The organism is Sorangium sp. So ce119, from assembly GCF_051524405.1.
Classification (GTDB): domain Bacteria; phylum Myxococcota_A; class Polyangia; order Polyangiales; family Polyangiaceae; genus Sorangium; species Sorangium cellulosum_G.
Map to the genome: position 1 here is coordinate 6,554,890 of NZ_CP150310.1, position 16,780 is coordinate 6,571,669.

Here is a 16,780-nt window from a genome sequence, read left to right on the forward strand (position 1 = left end):
CTCGCCACGCGGATACGTCGCAGACGCTCTGTCGGCCCGCGCTCGATCGTTGGCCGCGAAGGATGGTTAGCTGCCGCCGGGCGAATCTCACGCAGCGTCACCGCCGAGACCGGACCGCGCGCGACCCGGAAAGGCGTCCTGGAAAGGCAGATGGGGCCCGGGCTCCTGGCTCCAGGGCTTGCCTGAGCACGTTGAGACAACCGGGCGCCCCGGGACGCGGAGGTACCCGAGCCTGTCGAGGCCGCTCGTGGCACGTTCAGGAGGTGACGCCCGGGCAGGGGCCGGGCGGCTGTTGCGTCCGCATGCCCGCCTCCTTTACTCTATCGATGTCTTGATCGGACAGCTCCACGACGGCAAGTACCGGGTTATCCGTTTGCTCGGGCAAGGGGGGATGGGCGCGGTCTACGAGGCCGAGCGCGTCGAGACCGGTGAGCACGTCGCGCTCAAATGCATGAACGGAGAGCTCCTGGTTCCGGGCAAGAGCAGCGTGGAGCGCTTCCACCGCGAGGCGAAAGCCATGGGCGCGGTCGACACCGAGCACAGGGTCCGGGTGCTCGAGTCTGGGGCGGATCCGGAGACGAAGGCGCCGTATCTCGTGATGGAGCTCCTGGAAGGAGAGGATCTCCAGCAACTGCTCGACAGGGTCGGGAGCCTCGATCCCGACGCCGCCCTCCGGATCGCGGCGCAGGTCTGCCTCGGCCTCCAGAAGGCTCACGAGGCACACGTCGTGCACCGGGACATCAAGCCCGCCAACCTCTTCCTCGCCCGGCGTCGTGAGGGTGAGATCGTCGTCAAGATCCTCGACTTCGGGATCGCCAAGCTCAAGCGGGATGCGGATCAGGGCGGCCCGACCACGAGCCTCACCCGCACCGGAGGGATCCTCGGCTCGCCGCTCTACATGTCCCCCGAGCAGGCCCGGGGACTCAGCGACATTGACTACCGTACCGACCTCTGGTCGCTCGGCATGGTGCTCTACCGCACCCTCTCGGGGAAGCTCCCGTACGAGCACATCGCCGGCTTCGGTGATCTGATCATGGCGATCTGTTCGCGGCCGCCGCCCTCCGTCCAGGCGGTCGCGCCCTGGGTTCGAGCCGAGGCGGCGGCCGTGGTGCACGGCGCGCTCCGGCTCGACATCGGCGAGAGGTTCCCCACCGCGGCAGCGATGCTCGAGGCGATCCGACCGCTGCTGCCCGACGGCTTTGGCCTGCGGGACGAGCTCCTGGTCCCGGCCAGCGCGGCGACCCGCGCCACGATCGCGGCGAAGCTCCCGATCGCCCACGCCGCCGACGACGACATGAACCGACCGCTCGCGGGTCATCGCGTCCAGGGGGAGATCGGCGACGAGGCCACGACGGTCGTCGCGGAGGCGCCCCTCTTCGGCGCGAACGCCACGGTGCCCGTCGAGCCGTGGCACCTGGTCGCCAGGCACCACGACTATATCCTGGCGACCTGGCGCCAGATCTTCTGCACCATCTGGCGCCAGGACACGACCCAGGAGGGCGTGCGCCACCTTGCCGACGCGTGCAGGGAGTTCGCAAAGCGATATCCGCGCGGCATAGGGCTGCTCACCATCATCGAGGGTGGAGCGTCGTTCCCGCCGGCGCCTGTGCGCGACGCGCTCTCGGCCTTCCTCGCGGAGGCGAGCGCGTTCACCAGGTGCTCGGCGGTCGTCGTCGAAGGGGCGGGCTTCCGGGCGGCGGCGGTGCGCAGCATCGTGACAGGACTCTCTCTCGTTGCTCGCCAGCGATACCCGCACAGGTTCTGCGACCTGAGGAAAGCCGGGCAGATGTTCGCCGAGGTCTTGCCCGCGGCGACGGGTATCCGCGTGGATGACGACGCGCTGCTGGCATCGCTCGACCATCTGCGCCAGGCCGTCGGGCGCTGGGATCCCGCGACGCAGGACCGACCTTCAGAGATGACGCGCCGGCGGTGATGGCGCGGACGCGTGGGCGTCGACGGAGGCGTCGACCGGGGCACCGCGCGACGGGTCCGGATCCCGCGCTTCGTCGAGGACCAGGGGCTCAACGGCCTCACGCGCGCAGGGTGAGGCGCCGTGCCCGAGCTGACGGCGACCGCTGCGATCCGCGCACAGGTTTCAACATGGCGCTATTTTTCCAGGCGAGGCCCCGATCGTAGAGAAAGTTGCTGTCGGTCCGGGGCCGCTCGCGCAGCTCGGGCTTGACGTCTCCTTACGTTTGCATTTCCCTCTCCGCGCGCTGGCATCCTGCCCCCCTGAAAGCGCCTGCAGCGCCAGCTTCGACTCAGCTCGTGCGGATTCGAGGATGACCTCGGGCGAGACGAGCGAGCAGCCCCCCAAGGAGTCAGAGAAGCTTTCCGCGTCCCACGCGAACAGTCGGGAGAGAACCGATGTCCAATCGACACAGACCTCACGAAGTCACCTCGGAGCACCGCGACCCCTCGCGCTTCCTGGCCACGTCGCCAGGGCCGAAGACCGGTCGCCTACCACGATTTTCCCTCACCGCCGCGGTGTTCGCGCTGATGGCCTGTGCCTGGGTTCGCCCCGCGCTGGCCGCCGATCCGGCGACCGACGGCCGCTGGGTCGCCGCGTGGCACGCCAGCCCGACGCCGGGCGGCACGTTCAACGCGCAGGAGTGCCCGTCGGATGTCGGCCTGACCGGCCAGACGGTCCGGAACATCGTCCGCCTGAGCGCCGGCGGCAGCTCGGTGCGCGTGCGGATCTCCAACGCCGGCGGCGCCGAGCCGCTCAAGGTCGGCGCGGCGTCTGTCGCGCTCTCGAAGGACGGAGCCGCCGCGACCGCCGGGACCACGCACGCGCTGCGCTTCGCGGGTCAGCCCTCGATCGTCATCGCCGCAGGCGCCGAGGCGCTGAGCGACCCCGTGCCCCTGAAGGTCCAGGCGCTCCAGACGCTGGCCGTCAACGTCCACCTCCCGGCCAAGACAGGGCCGGCCACACAGCACTTTTTCGCGGCGCAGGACAGCTTCCTCGCCGCGGGCAACCAGACCGGGGCCGGCGCCGACAAGCAGTTCACGCAGAAGCTCTCGTGCTGGATGTTCCTCTCGGGCGTCGACGTCAAGGCCGCGCCGAACGTCGTCGGCACCCTGATCGCGCTCGGCGACTCGATCACCGACGGATACCTCTCGACCAAGAACAAAAACCAGCGCTACCCCGACTTCCTCGCGGAGCGCCTGGCCAGCCGGAAGGGCCCGACCCTCTCCGTGGTCAACGCCGGGATCATCGGGAACGAGCTGCTCACCGTCCGTCCCCAGCTCCAGTTCGGGTACCCCGTTCCGGCCCGCCTCGCGCGCGATGTGCTGACCCAGCCCGGCGCGCGCGCGGTCATCCTGCTGGCGGGCATCAACGACATCGGCGACCGCTCCGCCAAGGCCACGGATCTGATCCCTGTCTACCAGCAGATCATCCAGGCTGCCCGCGCTGCCGGGCTGAAGATCTATGGCGGCACCCTGGTGCCCTTCGCCGGATCGACAGGGACCTACAAGGGCGACTATGGAACGGCCAAGGGCGAGCAGGAGCGGCAGAAGCTGAACACCTGGATCCGCACCAGCGGCGCCTTCGACGGCGTGATCGACTTCGACAAGGCGCTGCGCGACCCGGCCAACCCGAGCCGCCTGCTCCCGGCCTACGACGCGGACAAGCTGCACCCGAACGACGCGGGATACAAGGCGATGGCGGACGCGGTGAACCTGGACGCGATCGTCGACGCCGCCGTCAAGGCGACTTCCCCCTAGCCTATCCGGTCCCAGCGCGCGCCGGCCGGGCCGAGCCGGCCGGCCGCGCTACGGGAGGATGGCCGGTGACGGATCCCCCGTGTAGACCTGCGAGCAGCGGGGCTTCTTTGCGTCGGAGGGGCAGCGGAGCCCCTGGTAGAAGCTCAGCGCGTTCGCCGGGGGGGCGTAGCCGCTCGGCACCTGCAGGCTCCCGACCTGGCCGAAGTAGGTGAGGCAGGCGTCGCGCCACCAGCGCGCCTCGTGGTGCTGGATCTCCAGGAACTCGCTCACGTCAGCGAAGCGCTTGCCGTCGACGCGGCCCTCGACGGACTCCCATGCTTTTCGCAGGACGCCCACCTCATCGACGCCGCGGCTGTAACGGTGGACGAGCTCCTCCCAGACCGTCCTCCCCGAGCTCAGCTCGTCTTGCCAGCCGACGTGGTGGAAGAAGAGAAGGAAATCGTCCGGCACCGTATCCCGACTCCCGAACTCCTGCGCGAGCGGCGCGAAGTACTGGGCAACGGCGTTGCTGCCCGACGACGTGCGGTTGAAGCCGATGCCCCGCGCGTCCGCCTTGTGATAGTAGACCGGGTTCCACTCGGCGCGGCTCAGGTCGCTCACCCACGGCGCCGGCCCGTAGTGATGGTCGGTGCCCATGATGTGGACCAGGCCGAGCGGCGTCATGTAGTCGACGAGCGCCTGGTGGGAGCTCATCATCATCTGGACCACCGGCGTGACGACGAGGGGGTCGTTCGAGAAGGTCTGGCGGACCCACTCCTCGGCGATCGCCTCCGAGGAGAGGTCCGGGTTCCACGCCAGGCGGCCGAACACGTACCAGTTCGCCTGGTTCATGTGGGACCCGGTCCAGTTCGCGTCGTCGCCGACGTTGGAGACGCCCGCGATCGCGGTGGTCTCATGGCCATGGAGCGTGCCGTCGATGACCCGCGCCACGGTCGAGCCCTCGCCGTCCGCGTAGGTGTCCGCCTTGAGGACCTCCTCGTAGAGCGGGCCGACGTAGGCGAGGTGCGTGTCCTCGCCGAGGTACTCCTTCGTGATCTGGAGCTCGAGCGCCAGGGGCGTCTCGGGCATGGCCCCGAACAGCGGATGGAACGGCTCCCGAGGCTGGAAGTCGAGCGGGCCGTTCTTGGCCTGCACGAGGACGTTGTCCTTGAACTTGCCGTCCAGCGGCTTGAACTGCTCGTAGGCCTGCTTGATGCGATCCGGCGGGTTGTCGTCCGAGTAGACGAAGGCGCGCCACATCACGATGCCCTTGTGGGGCGCGAGGGCGTCGGCGAGCATGTTGGCGCCGTCGGCGTGGGTCCGGTTGTAGTCGTGCGGCCCCGGCTGCCCCTCGGAGTTCGCCTTCACCAGGAAGCCGCCGAAATCGGGGATCTGCCGGTAGATCTCGTCGACCTTGCTCGCCCACCATTGCTTGACGCTGGCGTTGGTCGGATCGGCCGTGCTCAGGTTGCCGATCTCGATCGGCGCGCTGAAGCGGGCCGTGAGGTAGACCTTGATGCCATAAGGGCGGAAGACATCGGCCAGCGCCTTGACCTTCACGAGGTACGACGGCGTCAGGACCTGCGCGTTGGCGTTCACGTTCGTGAGCACGGTCCCGTTGATGCCGATGGAGGCGTTGGCCCTCGCATAGTCCTTGTAGCGAGGCGACAGGGTGCCCGGCAGCGCGCTCCAGTCCCAGATGGAGCGCCCCGCGTAGCCGCGCTCCACGCTGCGATCGAGGTTGTCCCAGTGGTTCAGGATGCGGTTCTTGATCTTCGGAGATCCGGAGATCGACAGCCCCTCGAGGGTGCTGTGGCTCTGGAGGTGCCGGAGGAGCGCGAAGGTGCCATAGAGCACGCCGACCTCCGTGTTGCCCGCCACCGCGATCACCGGTTGGCCGCCCACGTCGGCGGTCTCGACGAGGTAGCCATCCGGGCCCAGGGCGCCGAGGCGCGCCGCGAGCGGCAGGCCCTTGATGATGTCCGCGGTGGCCGTCCCGATCACCACGGCGCCCGGCCCCTCGACCGCCGCGCCTGTCTCGACCGTTCCGCCGGTCAAGCCGCTCAGGCCCTCGACGAGCTCGTCCTCGGCGATGTCGAGGCTCGCGCCGCTCCCCGACTTGATCACGCGCTTGAAGGCGGCCTGGTACTCCGCGAGGCGCCCCGGAATCGGCACCTGCGGGTACCTGAGCCAGAGGTCTGCGCCGGTCTCGTCCGCCAGGGAATCCGGCAGGGGGTACTCCTCGTCGGAGCCCGACATCCCGCCCGTGCTCCCGGTCGATCCTCCCGTGCCCGCGCCGCCGCCGCTCCCAGCGGTGCCCGCGCCCGAGCCTCCGGCGCCGTCGCCTCCGCCCACCGAGGCGCCGCCGCCGGTGCCGCTCGGGCTGCCCCCGCTGCCTGTCGTCTCGCTCGGCTCACCGGTGCCGCTCGAGGAACAGGCGCTCGCCAGCGCGACGCTCAGGAGCCCGGCGAGCAGGAGCGGCCCCCTCAGGAACGTCATCGACCGGGACCGTCGGGTGAGCGGTCGGGCTGAGCGACTTGAATTCTCATTGTGCGAAGGAGGCGCCATCTGCATCAGCCTTTCCAGTGGAGGTACCCAGGAGAGCAAGAGTGAAAAGACCAGCTCAAAGACCGTGACGAGCGAGCTGCCACGGCCTTTATACACGAAGGCCGCTGCTGCGCGGCCCCGATAAATTCCCGGAGCGCGCCGGAGTGATCACGCCCCGCGCGCGGCGCAGCCCGAGGCGCGCCGCCGCGCGGGTGCGCGCGCGCGGTCGTCGGCCGTCCGGGGGCGCTGCCGTGGCCTGCCGCCCATGCCTGCCTCATGGCCGCGTCGGGGGTGCCCACCGGAGCGGGGAAGACGGATGCCGCGAGTCCGTCCATCGACGCCGCGGATGGATCCATCAGGAACATCGATGGGCGAAGCGGCCGTTTCGTCGTCACAACCCTCCTCATCGAGCGCGGCGCGCAGCGCGCCGCCGAACCCTGGAGACGCTCATGACGACCCCCCATGTTCCTGCTGTGACCCGCTCTCTCCTGGTCCGGATCGAGGCCAAGCCCGGCAAGGCGGCCGAGGTCGAGGCCTTCCTCCGCAGCGCCATCGGCCTCGCCGTCGAGGAGCAGCGGACCGTTCACTGGTTCGCCCTGCGGATCGGCCCGTCGACGTTCGGTGTCTTCGACACCTTCGCCGACGAGGACGGCCGCGAGGCGCACCTCCAGGGCCCGATCGCGGCCGCGCTGATGGCGAAGGCGCCCGAGCTGCTCGCGACCGCGCCCGTCATCGAGCGCGTCGACATCATCGCCGCGAAGCCCTGACGCCGCTCCCGAGAGGGCGCTTTGGCTGCTGGGCGCCGCCGCCCTCCCGCGGCCCGACGCGGGCGGCGCGCGCGAGCAGCGTGTCCCAGAAGCGCTGGAGCGCCGACGTCGGCGTGCGATCCCCCGAGCGGACCAGCGCGATCGTGCGCTGGAGCGCCGGGTCGACGAGCGGCCGCTGGCAGGCCTCGGAGAGCAGCACCGAGTGCTCCGGCATGAAGGCGAAGCCCAGGCCCGCGTGGACGAGGCTCTGGACCCAGTCCTCGCGCTCGGTCCGGTACGCCGCATACAGCTCGACGTCGCGGGCCGCGCACGCGGCCGTCACCGACTCGCGCATCTCGCACGCGAGCCGGTCGAGGTACGGCTCTCCCCGCAGATCCTCGAGCCGGAGCGCCTCGCTGGCCTCCAGGCGATGTCCGGGCGGCAGGACGACGACATACCGCTCGTCGTAGAGCGGGGCGACGACGCACCACGCCGGGATGGCGCCTCCGGGGTTCGTGACGACGACGTCGACCTCGGCCTCCTCCAGGCGCCTCAGGATCTCGGCCTGCGCGGCCACCGAGATCTCCAGCTCCACGCCCGGCGCCTCGCCGCGGAACGCCGCGAGCGCCCGCGCGAGGCGCGCCGGCCCGATGGTGCACAGCACGCCGACACGGAGCGGGACCTGCTTGAGCCGTCGATGGTTGTCCGCGATCACCTGCACGGCCTGCGTCTCGTCCTGGAGCCGCTGGAACCGAGGCAGCACGTGCTGCCCGAGCGCCGTCAGCTTCGCGCCGCCGCGCTCGCGCAGGAGGAGCGCGCCGCCCAGCTCCTCCTCCAGCTTCTTGATCGCCGCGGTGAGCGCGGGCTGCGAGACCGCGCAGCGCTCTGCCGCGCGGGTGAAGCTGCGCGTCTCGGTGACCGCCAGGAAATAGCGGACCTGGTAGATCTCCATGGACGCGCATCTTCGCCCGACGCCGGTGCGCGCGCCAGCGGGCGCTCGCCCGGGCGAGGACGCGCGCCGACGCCGGGGCTCAGCCGCCGAGCGCCTTGTCGATCGCCTGCGTGAGCTGCGGGTCGTCCGGCGTCACGGACGACTCGAACCGCCCGATCACCGACCCGTCCTTGCCGATCAGGAACTTGGTGAAGTTCCACTTCACCTCTCCGGCGGGCGCGGCCTGCGTGAGGAAGGCATAGAGCGGGTGCTTGCTGCCCCCCTTGACCGGGATCTTCGAGAACATGGGAAAGCTGACGCCGAACTTCGTGGAGCAGAAGGCGGCGATCTCGGCGTCGGTCCCCGGCTCCTGCGCGCCGAAGTCGTTCGAGGGGAATCCGAGCACGGAGAAGCCACGATCCTTCAGCCGATCGTGGAGCGCCTCGAGCCCGGCGTACTGCGGCGTGTAGCCGCACTCCGATGCGGTGTTCACCACGAGCAGCACCTTGCCCCGGTACTCGCCGAGGGAGCGGTCCTGTCCGTCGATGGTCTTCACGGTGACGTCGTGGATCGACATGGCCTTTCCTTCCTGAGCAGCGCCGGGCGCGCCCTCCGGCGAGGGCTGCTGGACGTCCTTCCCACAGCCCGACACGCAGGCGAGCGCGAGCGAGGTGGTCAGGGCGAGTCCGCACCGGAGCGCGCGCGGCGAGCTTTTCATGACGGCGTGGATAGACCCGCGTCCGGGCCGCGTCGAGCAGGAACGCGCGCCGCGCGCGCCGGAGCGGCGGCGCGGCGCGGCGCGCCGAGGGGGCGCGAGCGGCTACGGCGACAGGGTGACCGAGCCCGCGTCGAGCGCGATCTCGTAGTAGCCGTGGTCGTCCCACTGGAGCGTGCGGCCGCCCTGCTTGAGCGTCCCGCCGTCCACCTTGACCCGCAGGTACTTGCCCGGCGGGAAGTTGGCCGGCAGCGTCCACCGCCACGTCCTGTCGCTGCCGGACGTCGTCGGCGAGACCGAGGAGAGCGCCTTCTGGCCGCGCCAGTAGGCGCCGACGTTGACCACGCTGTCGATCCACACGTCGCGGAGATCCTTGGTGTGCTTGACGTGATCGAGGAAGGCGCTGAGCTGGATGGGCTGATAGGCGCCGTCGCTGCCGCCGGTGAAGCCGTGCACCAGGACGGTGCGCCACTTCCCGGCGGACCGCGCGCTCGTGACCTGCTGGTCCAGCGCCGACGTGGAGGCGCCGGTCGGGGGGATGTAGCAGGGCAGGTTGAACGGATCGGTCGAGTCGTTGGGGCCGATCAGGTTGTTGGCCACGCCGCGATTGATGAGGAAGCGCGTCCGGGCGATGTTCGAGTACACCGACGAGCCGTTCGGGGCCGCCATCGTCCACACGTCGACGCCGAACTTGCTCTCGATGAACTGCGTCGCGGCGTCCGTGTCGGCGCCGCTGTCGTTGCTCGAGTGGCTCTTCGTGTGGTTGCCGAGCTCGTGCCCGTCCGCGACCGCCCTCTGCCACACAGCATTGTTCGATTCGCTCTTGCCGGTCTGGAGGTAGAAGGTGAACGGCACGTCGAGCGCGTTCAGCGCGTCGTAGTTGTTGATCTGGCTCGAGTTCGAGTCGTCGAAGGTGTACGAGACGGCGCCCTGGAACCCCGCCCAGTTCAGCACGACCAGGTTCCCTGGCGCGCCCGACGGCCTGGGTACGCCGCCGCCAGGCGGGACCGGGAGCCCCGAGGGCCCGCCCGCGGTACCGCCGCCTGCGCCGCCGCCGCCCCCGGCGCCGCCCGAGCCGCCGGCGCCGCCGCTGCCCCCGGCGCCGCCGGTGCCGGAGCTGGCCGAGGAGCTGCTGCTCGATGCGCTGCTGCTGCTCGATGCGCTGCTGCTGCTGCTGCTGCTGCTGCTGCTGGATGCGCTGCTGCTGCTCGCGCTCGTCGAGGTCGAGCTCCCGGCCCCGTTGCCGCTGATGGACACGACCGATGGCCTGCCGGTGCCGTTCCCGCAGAAGCCCCAGTTCGCCTTCCCCCCCGCGGGCAGTGAGCCGTTGTAGTCCACGTTGGAGGCGGTGAGCTGCCCGCCCGACGCGCTGGCTTTCGCGCTCCACGCGCTTTGTAGCGTGGAGCCGTTGAGCGCGACGACCATGTTCCAGCCGGTGACCGGGGTGGAGCCGTTCGTCACGACGACGTTCACGCAGTACCCCGTCGGCCACTGCGACTGGACTTCGATCACCGCCGACATCGCGGCGTCGCCGCTGAGGTCGCCCTCCAGCGCTGCGATCTCGTCGTCGCTGTAGTCGCCGCCGCTGCAGGCGAGCAGGCTGCACGCGATCGAGACCGAGCCGTAGCTCAGCAAGCTGCTAAGACGCATAATTTTCTCCTTGGAGCGGCCAGATGAGCCGCAAGGTAGTCAGCAAGATGGTCAAGTAAGATGCTTACGTCAGCGTTTCACGCGCGTAGCTCCGCGCGTAGTACCACATGCCCGGGAAATGGGCTTTTGATCACGCGCTGCGTTGGTCCGGAGGTTTATGTAACCACGACACCCACCATGGTCGACCCGGGCCCACCGCCCGGCGGGACGCTCCTCAGGGGCTGAACGCCACGACGACGATGTCCTCGGCCCCCGCGTAGGGGAGCGGGCCGCGGCCGAGATCCAGAGCGCTGCGCATGGCGCCGGTCAGGGCGATGGTGAGACGTTGCTCGCGCTGTTCGACGCGACGCTCAAGTCGGCGTCTCCGAAGAACTGAACGAGAGGGAAACCATGACGGATTGCCCGCTCGCCGGCGGGTAGGCACGACGGGAACGGATGGCGCTCAGCGCGCTCGTCCTCGTCCGTTGTCGAGCCAGCTCGAGATCTCCTTCCGCGGCTCCGCTTCGTTCTCGAGCAGCTCCCTCAACCTCGACTCGAAGGAGACGGGCGGTCGCCCGAGGACCGCCCCAAGGAGCGGATCCACGATGGACGCCTCGCCCGCCTCCAGCGCCGGATAGGTGGACGCCCAGAACCTCGCTACATCTCCCGTCGCGCTGTTTCGCCGCACGAACTCGTCCTGGCTCACCACCGAGAAGCGTATCTCGCGGCCGAGGATCGACGAGATGAGCGCGGTCGTCTGCTTCAGCGTGTAGGCCCTTGGCCCAGCGAGGAGGATCGTCTCGTCGTCGTATCCGCCGCCCGCGATGATCCTCGCCGTCGCTTCTCCGAGGTCGTCCCGCGCAGCCCAGGCGACGCCCCCGTCGCCCGGCACGATCACCTCGTCGTCCCCGGCGCCGAAGAACCCGAGGAACACGGGGTAGCTCTCCATGTAGACGCCTTCTCGAATGATCGTGTAGGTGACCCCGCGCGATCTCAGGTACGCCTCCGTGTCGAGGTGCGCTCGCATCACGGCCGCCTCGCTCTCCTGTCCGAAGGCGAGAGAGGTGTAGTAGATGTGCCTCACCCCCGCCTTCACCGCGGCGTCGATCGCGTTCTTGTGCGACGTGACCCGCAGATCGTCGGAGAAGGACGGATGAGAGACGATCAGCAGCTTGTCTCCGCCACGGAACGCGTCCTCCAGGGATCCTGGGTCCGTATAGTCCCCCGACCTCACCTGCACTCCTGCCTTCTCGATCTCTTCGCGAGCCCGGCGGTTGTGCAAGGAGACGATGATCTCGGAGGGCGGGACCAGCTCGAGGATGTGCTCGAGGACAGAGGAGCCGAGGTGCCCCGTGGCGCCAGTGAGGATGATCATGGTGGAGAGTCTATGGTCGCGCCGGGGGTGCGGCGACGGCGAGAGCTGCGGTTCTCTTGCCAGATCCTGCGATCCGGCGCCCTACTGCTTCCGGAAGCGCTCCGCGTAGTCGCCCGGCGCGGCGCCGAAGCAGCGCTTGAAGTCGCGGCTGAAGTGCGAGGCGCTCTCGTACCCGGCGCGCTGCGCGGCTTCGCTCGCGCGCAGGCCAGAGAGCAGGAGGGCCCGCGCGTGCTGCAGGCGCAGCTGCTTCAGGTAGCGCATCGGGGAGACGCGCGCGACGGCGCGGAATCGATGGGCGAAGTGCGAAGGGCTCATGGCGACGTGCCGCGCCACGTCCTCCACGGACAGCGGCCGCTCGACGTTCGCGCGGAGGAAGCGCATCGCCGCGTGGACCTTGTCCGCGTCGCGATCGCGCCCCACGGCGCTCCGGACCATGGCGGCGGCCTCCGAGCGGAGCAGACGAAAGACGAGCTCTTCGAGCGCCAAGGGAGCGACGATCCGGCGCTCCACCGGGTCGCGGATCGCGCGGAGCAGCCGGACGATGGCGTCCTCGATCGGCGCGTCGAGGTCCGAGACGAAGGCCAGCGCCGCCTCGGCCACAGGCTCGGCGCTCACGTCGGCCAGCGCGAGCAGCACCCTGGCGATCGCGTCCGGCGGAATCTCGAGGCTCATGGCGAGGTAAGGAGAGGTGCTGTCGGCCTCCATCACCGCTTCTTCGAAGACCACCTCCCTCGCGATGATGGCATAGCGCGAGGCGTCGACCTCGAGCTCGACAGCGTCGAATCGCGCGGTCGTCCTGCCTTGACCGACCACCGTGAGCGTCGGACCGAGGGCATGCAGGATCGGACAGATCGAAGGGCGCGACACGCGGACGAATCGCAGGCCCGGGAACGCCGCGTCCGTGCATCCTTCGGCTTCGGCCTGGCTGGCGATGAGCGCCGCGCGTTCGCCGGCCGGCACCGCACGATGGAGCCTTGCGTCATGCGGCCCCCTGGGACCGGGCGGGAGCCGAGCCCTGGATCGTTGCAGCATGGTGCCAGTGTACACCGCGACGCGCTGCTCACCAAAACCGAGACCTGGCGCGCCGGCTGGCTGCAATCACCTGTAGAAGCTGATGTCGTCGATGTAGACGTCGAAGTCCTCGTCCGCCGCGAACCGGAACTCGATCGTGTAGAGCCCTGCGACGTCGGCGGCCTCGGCGGTGGGCTCGGCGCCAATTCCTTCACGCGTGAGCTCCTCGAAGGGGATCACGACCTCGGCCCACTCCGCGCCGAGGGGCGCGGTGTAGAACCAGTGATCGAAGCACCGGTTGGGCTCGCCCTCTCCCGCCGATTCATCGCAGATCCCGCCCGCGGGCTCCGAGACCTTGTCCGAGATGTTGACCTTCATGGTCGTCACCGCGCCCGCGTCGCCGAGCTTGGCCCAGAGCTTGATACCGCTGTACGCCGACGCGTCGTAGGCGAACAGGCCCATGTCAGGGCCGTTCAGCGCGAAGCCGACCCCGGCGCCCCACTCCGTGAAGCCGGACCCGAACGTGTGCACCGCCCTCGTGCTCTCGCCGCGCGGCGGCGTGAGCTCCTCCGGGATGAACCCGACGGGCATGTCCTCCGAGTAGACCGGGGGAGTCTGCGTGCCCGTCCCGTCATTGTAGCTGTACCAGTAGCCGACCCTGCCGCCGACCTCTTCGATGGCGGCGTCGCCGTCTTCCATGTCGTCGATCAAATCGACGTCCACGGGGTCGGGCACGTCGCCGCCGGTCCCCGCGCCGCCCGCGCCGCCCGCGCCGCCGGCGGACAAGGCCGAGGACGGATCGCCCGTCGCGTCGGGCGCGCCGCCCGCGCCCTCCACCAGGTGGTAGCTGTCGTCCAGCCCCGCGAGCGCGGTGCACCCGCCGGCCGTGAGCGTCCACGCCGCCCACATCCATGCTGCGCGCCTCTTCGCCATGTCTCCTCCTACCACCGGCGCGCGGGCGCGGTCCACCGCCGCGCGGGAGCAACAGAGAAGACCAGCGCGGCGTCGCCTCTCGGCTCACGCCGGCTCGGATCGGCGATCTCGTCGGAAGACCAGGGCGAGCACCGCCAGGGACAGCAGGGAGGCCGCGCCGAGGTCGCGCGTCCGGCCCGCCTGGCCAACGCTGCAGCCCCCGGCCGCGCCGGGCTCCGGCGGCACGGACACCGGATCGGGTCCCGGGGTCGCGGTGTCCTCCGCAGGCGGGTCCGTCTCGTCGGGCGGAGCCGGGTCGGTCGGCTGAGCCGGGCTGTCGTCCGCGGAGACACACGCGGTCTGCATGACCCACTCGTTGCCGGCGACATCGAGCATCCGGGGCGCGAGGCAGAAGGAGTCGCTCGGCACCGTGATCTCGACCTCCGAGCGCCCTTCGGGCACCGGGACCGGCATCCTCTGCGACGACGCGAGGTCAAAGAGCACCGGCTCATCCACCGAGAAGGAGATACGCACCTTCGTCCAGGGGCCGCCGGGGCCACAGTCGGAGGGGGCGCTCTCACCGCGCTCCAGCACGCTGAGCGAGAGGTCGAGGGACAGCGGCGTCCGCTCGTCGTGCGCCGTGCCCGTCGTGAACTGGCGCCACACCGGAGCGCCGGGGTTCGGGTCCAGCTCTTCCACCATGACGGCAGTCCACTCGTACGTCGTGTTCTCCGCGAGGGGCCCTGCGTGCGCGGCGCAGAGGTTCCCGTCGTAGAATCCGTTGCACGACACGGAGAGCGGCACGACCTCGCCGCTCTGCGCTTCACGCAGCGTGAAGGCGACCCGACCCAGGTTCGAGCCGGCGAACAGCGCCGCGTTCAGCGGCACGTCGACGGCGCCGTCGCCCGGCGAGAGCGCGGTGACCTCAGGAGCCGTCTCGCCGCACGCGGCCGGCTCGGTCGTCCATGTGAGGGTGGACAGGGCCGCTGCCCCGGCCACGAGGCCAGGTACACAGCGACGAAGAAGGAGGTGGCGCATGGCAGGCGCTCCCAGCAAGCTGGATGCCAGCCTGTGTTGCTCCAGAATCGGCGGGGAATGCACCGCTGTGCCACGCTGTGCCGCGCCGGGATGCGCCCGCGGGGAGGATGTCCTGGTCCGGCCCTGCTCTTCCTTCTCCCTCGATGTCTGCGCCTCAGGGGCAGCTCGGTCGCCACGCGTCGTCGGCGAAGTACCTGGCGATGAGATCGTGGAGCGGGCGATCATACGCGCGCAGCTCCGCGCGGGTGTTGATCTCGTTGTGGATCCCGTTCCCCGGGATCGATTCGATGTTGGTATCGAACCAGTCCTGGACCCCTTCGGCCCAGTACTCGTCCTTGTTCGTCGCGGCGTAGGTGTTCGCCCACTTTCCAGCCTGGATCGCGCCCTCGAACACGTCGGCGAGCTCCTGGTTGAAGGCCGGCTCGGCGAAGGCGATGCCCATGATCGCGATCGCGTGCGAGAACTCGTGCACGAGGATGTCCTCGCCCCTGTACGGATCGCTCGGATAACACAGGACGTTCTCCTCGGCGCAGGAGCTCGCCGGGCGGGCGGGGGTCGCGCCGAGGCCGCGGGCCCGCGTGTCCCAGTCCGTCCCCGGGAACGCTTCATAGAGGTCGCTGTGCTCGGGGATGTCGCTCGTCACCTCCGTCTCCGCCATCACGGCGACGCGCGTGTGGTTCGCGATCATCGCCTGACGCACGTCGTCGCGCAGGCCGAGCATGCGGACGACGACCGAGCACGCGCGCAGCAGCGCCGCGTCCGGCGGCCCCTCCGAGCTGACGACGGGGATCCCGGAGGCGTCGACGTACTTCTTGTAGAAAGGGTCGAGTCCCAGCTCCGTCGGCACCTCCGAGACGCTGGCGCACGCGCCCTCGGGTGCCCCTCCGCCCCCACCTGTCCCGGCGCCCGTCGCGGCGCTGGAGGCCGTGCCCTCCGCCGCGCTCGAGCTGGTCTCCGCGGTGCTCCCGGCGCCGCCGCTGCCGGCTGGACCCGTGCCGCCGCCGCCCGCGCCGTCGTCGGGCGGCGACTCCGAACAGGCAGCCAGGGCCCACGCGAGTACCGCGACCGACACGCACCTTCCACGCATGCGCGCGATCGTACAGGAGCTCATGCCAGCGTCCAAGCTGCTCGATCGCTGGCTGGGCGGACGTCCGCTCAGGGGGAAGGCATGGAAAAATCTGATGGCATCGAATGAAGTAGCTCGCGCTCGCTCCGCCAGGGGCTCAGCGAGCGTTGCAGGCGAAGACGTGCTCGATGGCGTCCACGCACATCTGCTCCGCCACCTCCTGGGTGATCCGAGACAGCACCCGGAACCGCGTGAGCTCGGTCAACGTCTGGCCCACGTTGACCTCGGCGATCACCTCTCCATCGCCCTCGGCATCGGCCCTGGAGAAGAGGCGGATCAGGTTGTTGGCGTCGGCCGGCACGCCCTGGAGCAGGATGTGAAACTCGAGGCTCGGGGTCTGTTCGCCCACGTCCTGCTCGAGCCGGCACGAATGGCCCGACGCGGCGAGCTCGCTGCCGATGGCCTCGCACGTGGGCGCGATGATGTCGGCCAGGATCCGCTGGAAATCTGCGTTGAACCGCGCGCGCCGGTCGGGCAGGTCAGCGCCGCTCGCGCCCTGGGCCAGGCGCTTGCCGTATTTCTTCTGGATGATCGCCAGCCGGATGCGGGCGTGCTCATTGATGGCCATGCTTGTGTCCCTCACCGGGCAGAACAGCGCAGGGGTCGGGGTCGCCCTCGCGGACGGCTCTCGCGGCGGATCGCGCCGAGGACCGAGCGGACCTCAGAGGAGCAGGACCTTGACCTGGCCCGGGACGATGTTCGTCCCGTTGATGTTGATCTGGTTCTGGATGCCCGTGGCGCCGAGCCGCACCGCCGGCTTGTTCTGGAGCAGCAGCTTGGGATAGGGGACGAGGCGCCGCGAGGGGCCCATGTTGCGACGGGAGACCACGCCGCCCAGGATCCCCGGGTTATCGCCCATGGAGATGGGGACGATGGTCGCCAGGGTATGGGCGGCGCCCCTCCCCAGGATCACCTTGGTTGCGACGGACGTCCCCATGGGTCGAGACGCCGTGTTGGGGTACGGGACAGGCCCCGGCAGGCAGACGTCCGGGACGCCGAAGTCGATCCCGCCGCCCGAGGTGATGGCAAAGCACATGTCCGG

14 protein-coding genes are annotated in these 16,780 nt (G+C 70.0%); 3 read left to right on the top strand and 11 right to left on the bottom strand.

Annotated elements, in window-relative coordinates; translation table 11 throughout:
* Positions 1 to 331 precede the first annotated feature (331 nt).
* Positions 332 to 1,933, top strand: a complete 1,602-nt coding sequence (locus tag WME76_RS24680; protein WP_437954736.1) for a serine/threonine-protein kinase — start codon at positions 332 to 334, stop codon at positions 1,931 to 1,933.
* A 566-nt stretch (positions 1,934 to 2,499) separates the two neighbouring features.
* Positions 2,500 to 3,729 (top strand): SGNH/GDSL hydrolase family protein, encoded by a 1,230-nt coding sequence (locus WME76_RS24685; RefSeq protein WP_437954737.1) that lies wholly within the window; start codon positions 2,500 to 2,502, stop codon positions 3,727 to 3,729.
* 48 nt (positions 3,730 to 3,777) lie between these two features.
* On the opposite strand, the gene WME76_RS24690 is transcribed toward WME76_RS24685, so the two are convergent.
* On the bottom strand, positions 3,778 to 6,207 hold the full coding sequence (locus WME76_RS24690) for an alpha-glucuronidase family glycosyl hydrolase (RefSeq protein ID WP_437954738.1): 2,430 nt from the start codon (positions 6,205 to 6,207) through the stop codon (positions 3,778 to 3,780).
* A gap of 497 nt (positions 6,208 to 6,704) precedes the next feature.
* Between WME76_RS24690 and WME76_RS24695 the strand changes: the two genes are divergently transcribed.
* A complete protein-coding gene (locus WME76_RS24695; protein ID WP_437954739.1) occupies positions 6,705 to 7,022 on the top strand; it encodes a putative quinol monooxygenase in 318 nt (105 codons plus the stop codon).
* On the opposite strand, the gene WME76_RS24700 is transcribed toward WME76_RS24695, so the two are convergent.
* From WME76_RS24700 to WME76_RS24745, 10 genes are all read right to left on the bottom strand, one after another.
* Positions 7,003 to 7,953: a LysR family transcriptional regulator gene (locus WME76_RS24700; RefSeq protein WP_437954740.1), complete on the bottom strand. Its 951-nt coding sequence runs from the start codon at positions 7,951 to 7,953 to the stop codon at positions 7,003 to 7,005. The two genes, WME76_RS24695 and WME76_RS24700, sit on opposite strands and share 20 nt — an antisense overlap.
* A gap of 79 nt (positions 7,954 to 8,032) precedes the next feature.
* Positions 8,033 to 8,650 carry a glutathione peroxidase gene (locus tag WME76_RS24705; protein WP_437954741.1) on the bottom strand — a complete coding sequence of 206 codons (618 nt, stop codon included), beginning with the start codon at positions 8,648 to 8,650 and terminating at the stop codon, positions 8,033 to 8,035.
* A 102-nt stretch (positions 8,651 to 8,752) separates the two neighbouring features.
* Positions 8,753 to 10,297 (bottom strand): cellulose binding domain-containing protein, encoded by a 1,545-nt coding sequence (locus tag WME76_RS24710; protein ID WP_437954742.1) that lies wholly within the window; start codon positions 10,295 to 10,297, stop codon positions 8,753 to 8,755.
* Between the two features lie 442 nt (positions 10,298 to 10,739).
* Positions 10,740 to 11,651, bottom strand: a complete 912-nt coding sequence (locus WME76_RS24715; RefSeq protein WP_437954743.1) for an SDR family oxidoreductase — start codon at positions 11,649 to 11,651, stop codon at positions 10,740 to 10,742.
* An 81-nt stretch (positions 11,652 to 11,732) separates the two neighbouring features.
* Positions 11,733 to 12,611 (bottom strand): AraC family transcriptional regulator N-terminal domain-containing protein, encoded by an 879-nt coding sequence (locus WME76_RS24720; RefSeq protein WP_437954744.1) that lies wholly within the window; start codon positions 12,609 to 12,611, stop codon positions 11,733 to 11,735.
* 138 nt (positions 12,612 to 12,749) lie between these two features.
* Positions 12,750 to 13,595, bottom strand: coding sequence for a hypothetical protein (locus WME76_RS24725; RefSeq protein ID WP_437954745.1), 846 nt, complete (start codon positions 13,593 to 13,595; stop codon positions 12,750 to 12,752).
* 84 nt (positions 13,596 to 13,679) lie between these two features.
* Positions 13,680 to 14,612 (bottom strand): Ig-like domain-containing protein, encoded by a 933-nt coding sequence (locus WME76_RS24730; RefSeq protein ID WP_437954746.1) that lies wholly within the window; start codon positions 14,610 to 14,612, stop codon positions 13,680 to 13,682.
* A gap of 154 nt (positions 14,613 to 14,766) precedes the next feature.
* Positions 14,767 to 15,699 (bottom strand): hypothetical protein, encoded by a 933-nt coding sequence (locus WME76_RS24735; RefSeq protein ID WP_437954747.1) that lies wholly within the window; start codon positions 15,697 to 15,699, stop codon positions 14,767 to 14,769.
* A gap of 136 nt (positions 15,700 to 15,835) precedes the next feature.
* Entirely contained in the window at positions 15,836 to 16,306 is a 471-nt protein-coding gene (locus WME76_RS24740; protein ID WP_437954748.1) for a hypothetical protein, read from the bottom strand.
* Positions 16,307 to 16,399: 93 nt separating this feature from the next.
* Entirely contained in the window at positions 16,400 to 16,774 is a 375-nt protein-coding gene (locus WME76_RS24745) for a DUF4150 domain-containing protein (RefSeq protein WP_437954749.1), read from the bottom strand.
* Positions 16,775 to 16,780 lie beyond the last annotated feature (6 nt).

Excerpts from the sequence above, each read along its gene's own strand:
- WME76_RS24700 (WP_437954740.1), bottom strand. The coding sequence starts at position 7,953 with ATGGAGATCTACCAGGTCCGCTATTTCCTGGCGGTCACCGAGACGCGC.
- WME76_RS24685 (WP_437954737.1), top strand. The coding sequence starts at position 2,500 with ATGGCCTGTGCCTGGGTTCGCCCCGCGCTGGCCGCCGATCCGGCGACC.
- WME76_RS24695 (WP_437954739.1), top strand. The coding sequence starts at position 6,705 with ATGACGACCCCCCATGTTCCTGCTGTGACCCGCTCTCTCCTGGTCCGG.
- WME76_RS24690 (WP_437954738.1), bottom strand. The coding sequence starts at position 6,207 with ATGACGTTCCTGAGGGGGCCGCTCCTGCTCGCCGGGCTCCTGAGCGTC.
- WME76_RS24715 (WP_437954743.1), bottom strand. The coding sequence starts at position 11,651 with ATGATCATCCTCACTGGCGCCACGGGGCACCTCGGCTCCTCTGTCCTC.
- WME76_RS24705 (WP_437954741.1), bottom strand. The coding sequence starts at position 8,650 with ATGAAAAGCTCGCCGCGCGCGCTCCGGTGCGGACTCGCCCTGACCACC.
- WME76_RS24745 (WP_437954749.1), bottom strand. The coding sequence starts at position 16,774 with ATGTGCTTTGCCATCACCTCGGGCGGCGGGATCGACTTCGGCGTCCCG.
- WME76_RS24730 (WP_437954746.1), bottom strand. The coding sequence starts at position 14,612 with ATGCGCCACCTCCTTCTTCGTCGCTGTGTACCTGGCCTCGTGGCCGGG.
- WME76_RS24710 (WP_437954742.1), bottom strand. The coding sequence starts at position 10,297 with ATGCGTCTTAGCAGCTTGCTGAGCTACGGCTCGGTCTCGATCGCGTGC.
- WME76_RS24735 (WP_437954747.1), bottom strand. The coding sequence starts at position 15,699 with ATGCGTGGAAGGTGCGTGTCGGTCGCGGTACTCGCGTGGGCCCTGGCT.
- WME76_RS24725 (WP_437954745.1), bottom strand. The coding sequence starts at position 13,595 with ATGGCGAAGAGGCGCGCAGCATGGATGTGGGCGGCGTGGACGCTCACG.
- WME76_RS24740 (WP_437954748.1), bottom strand. The coding sequence starts at position 16,306 with ATGGCCATCAATGAGCACGCCCGCATCCGGCTGGCGATCATCCAGAAG.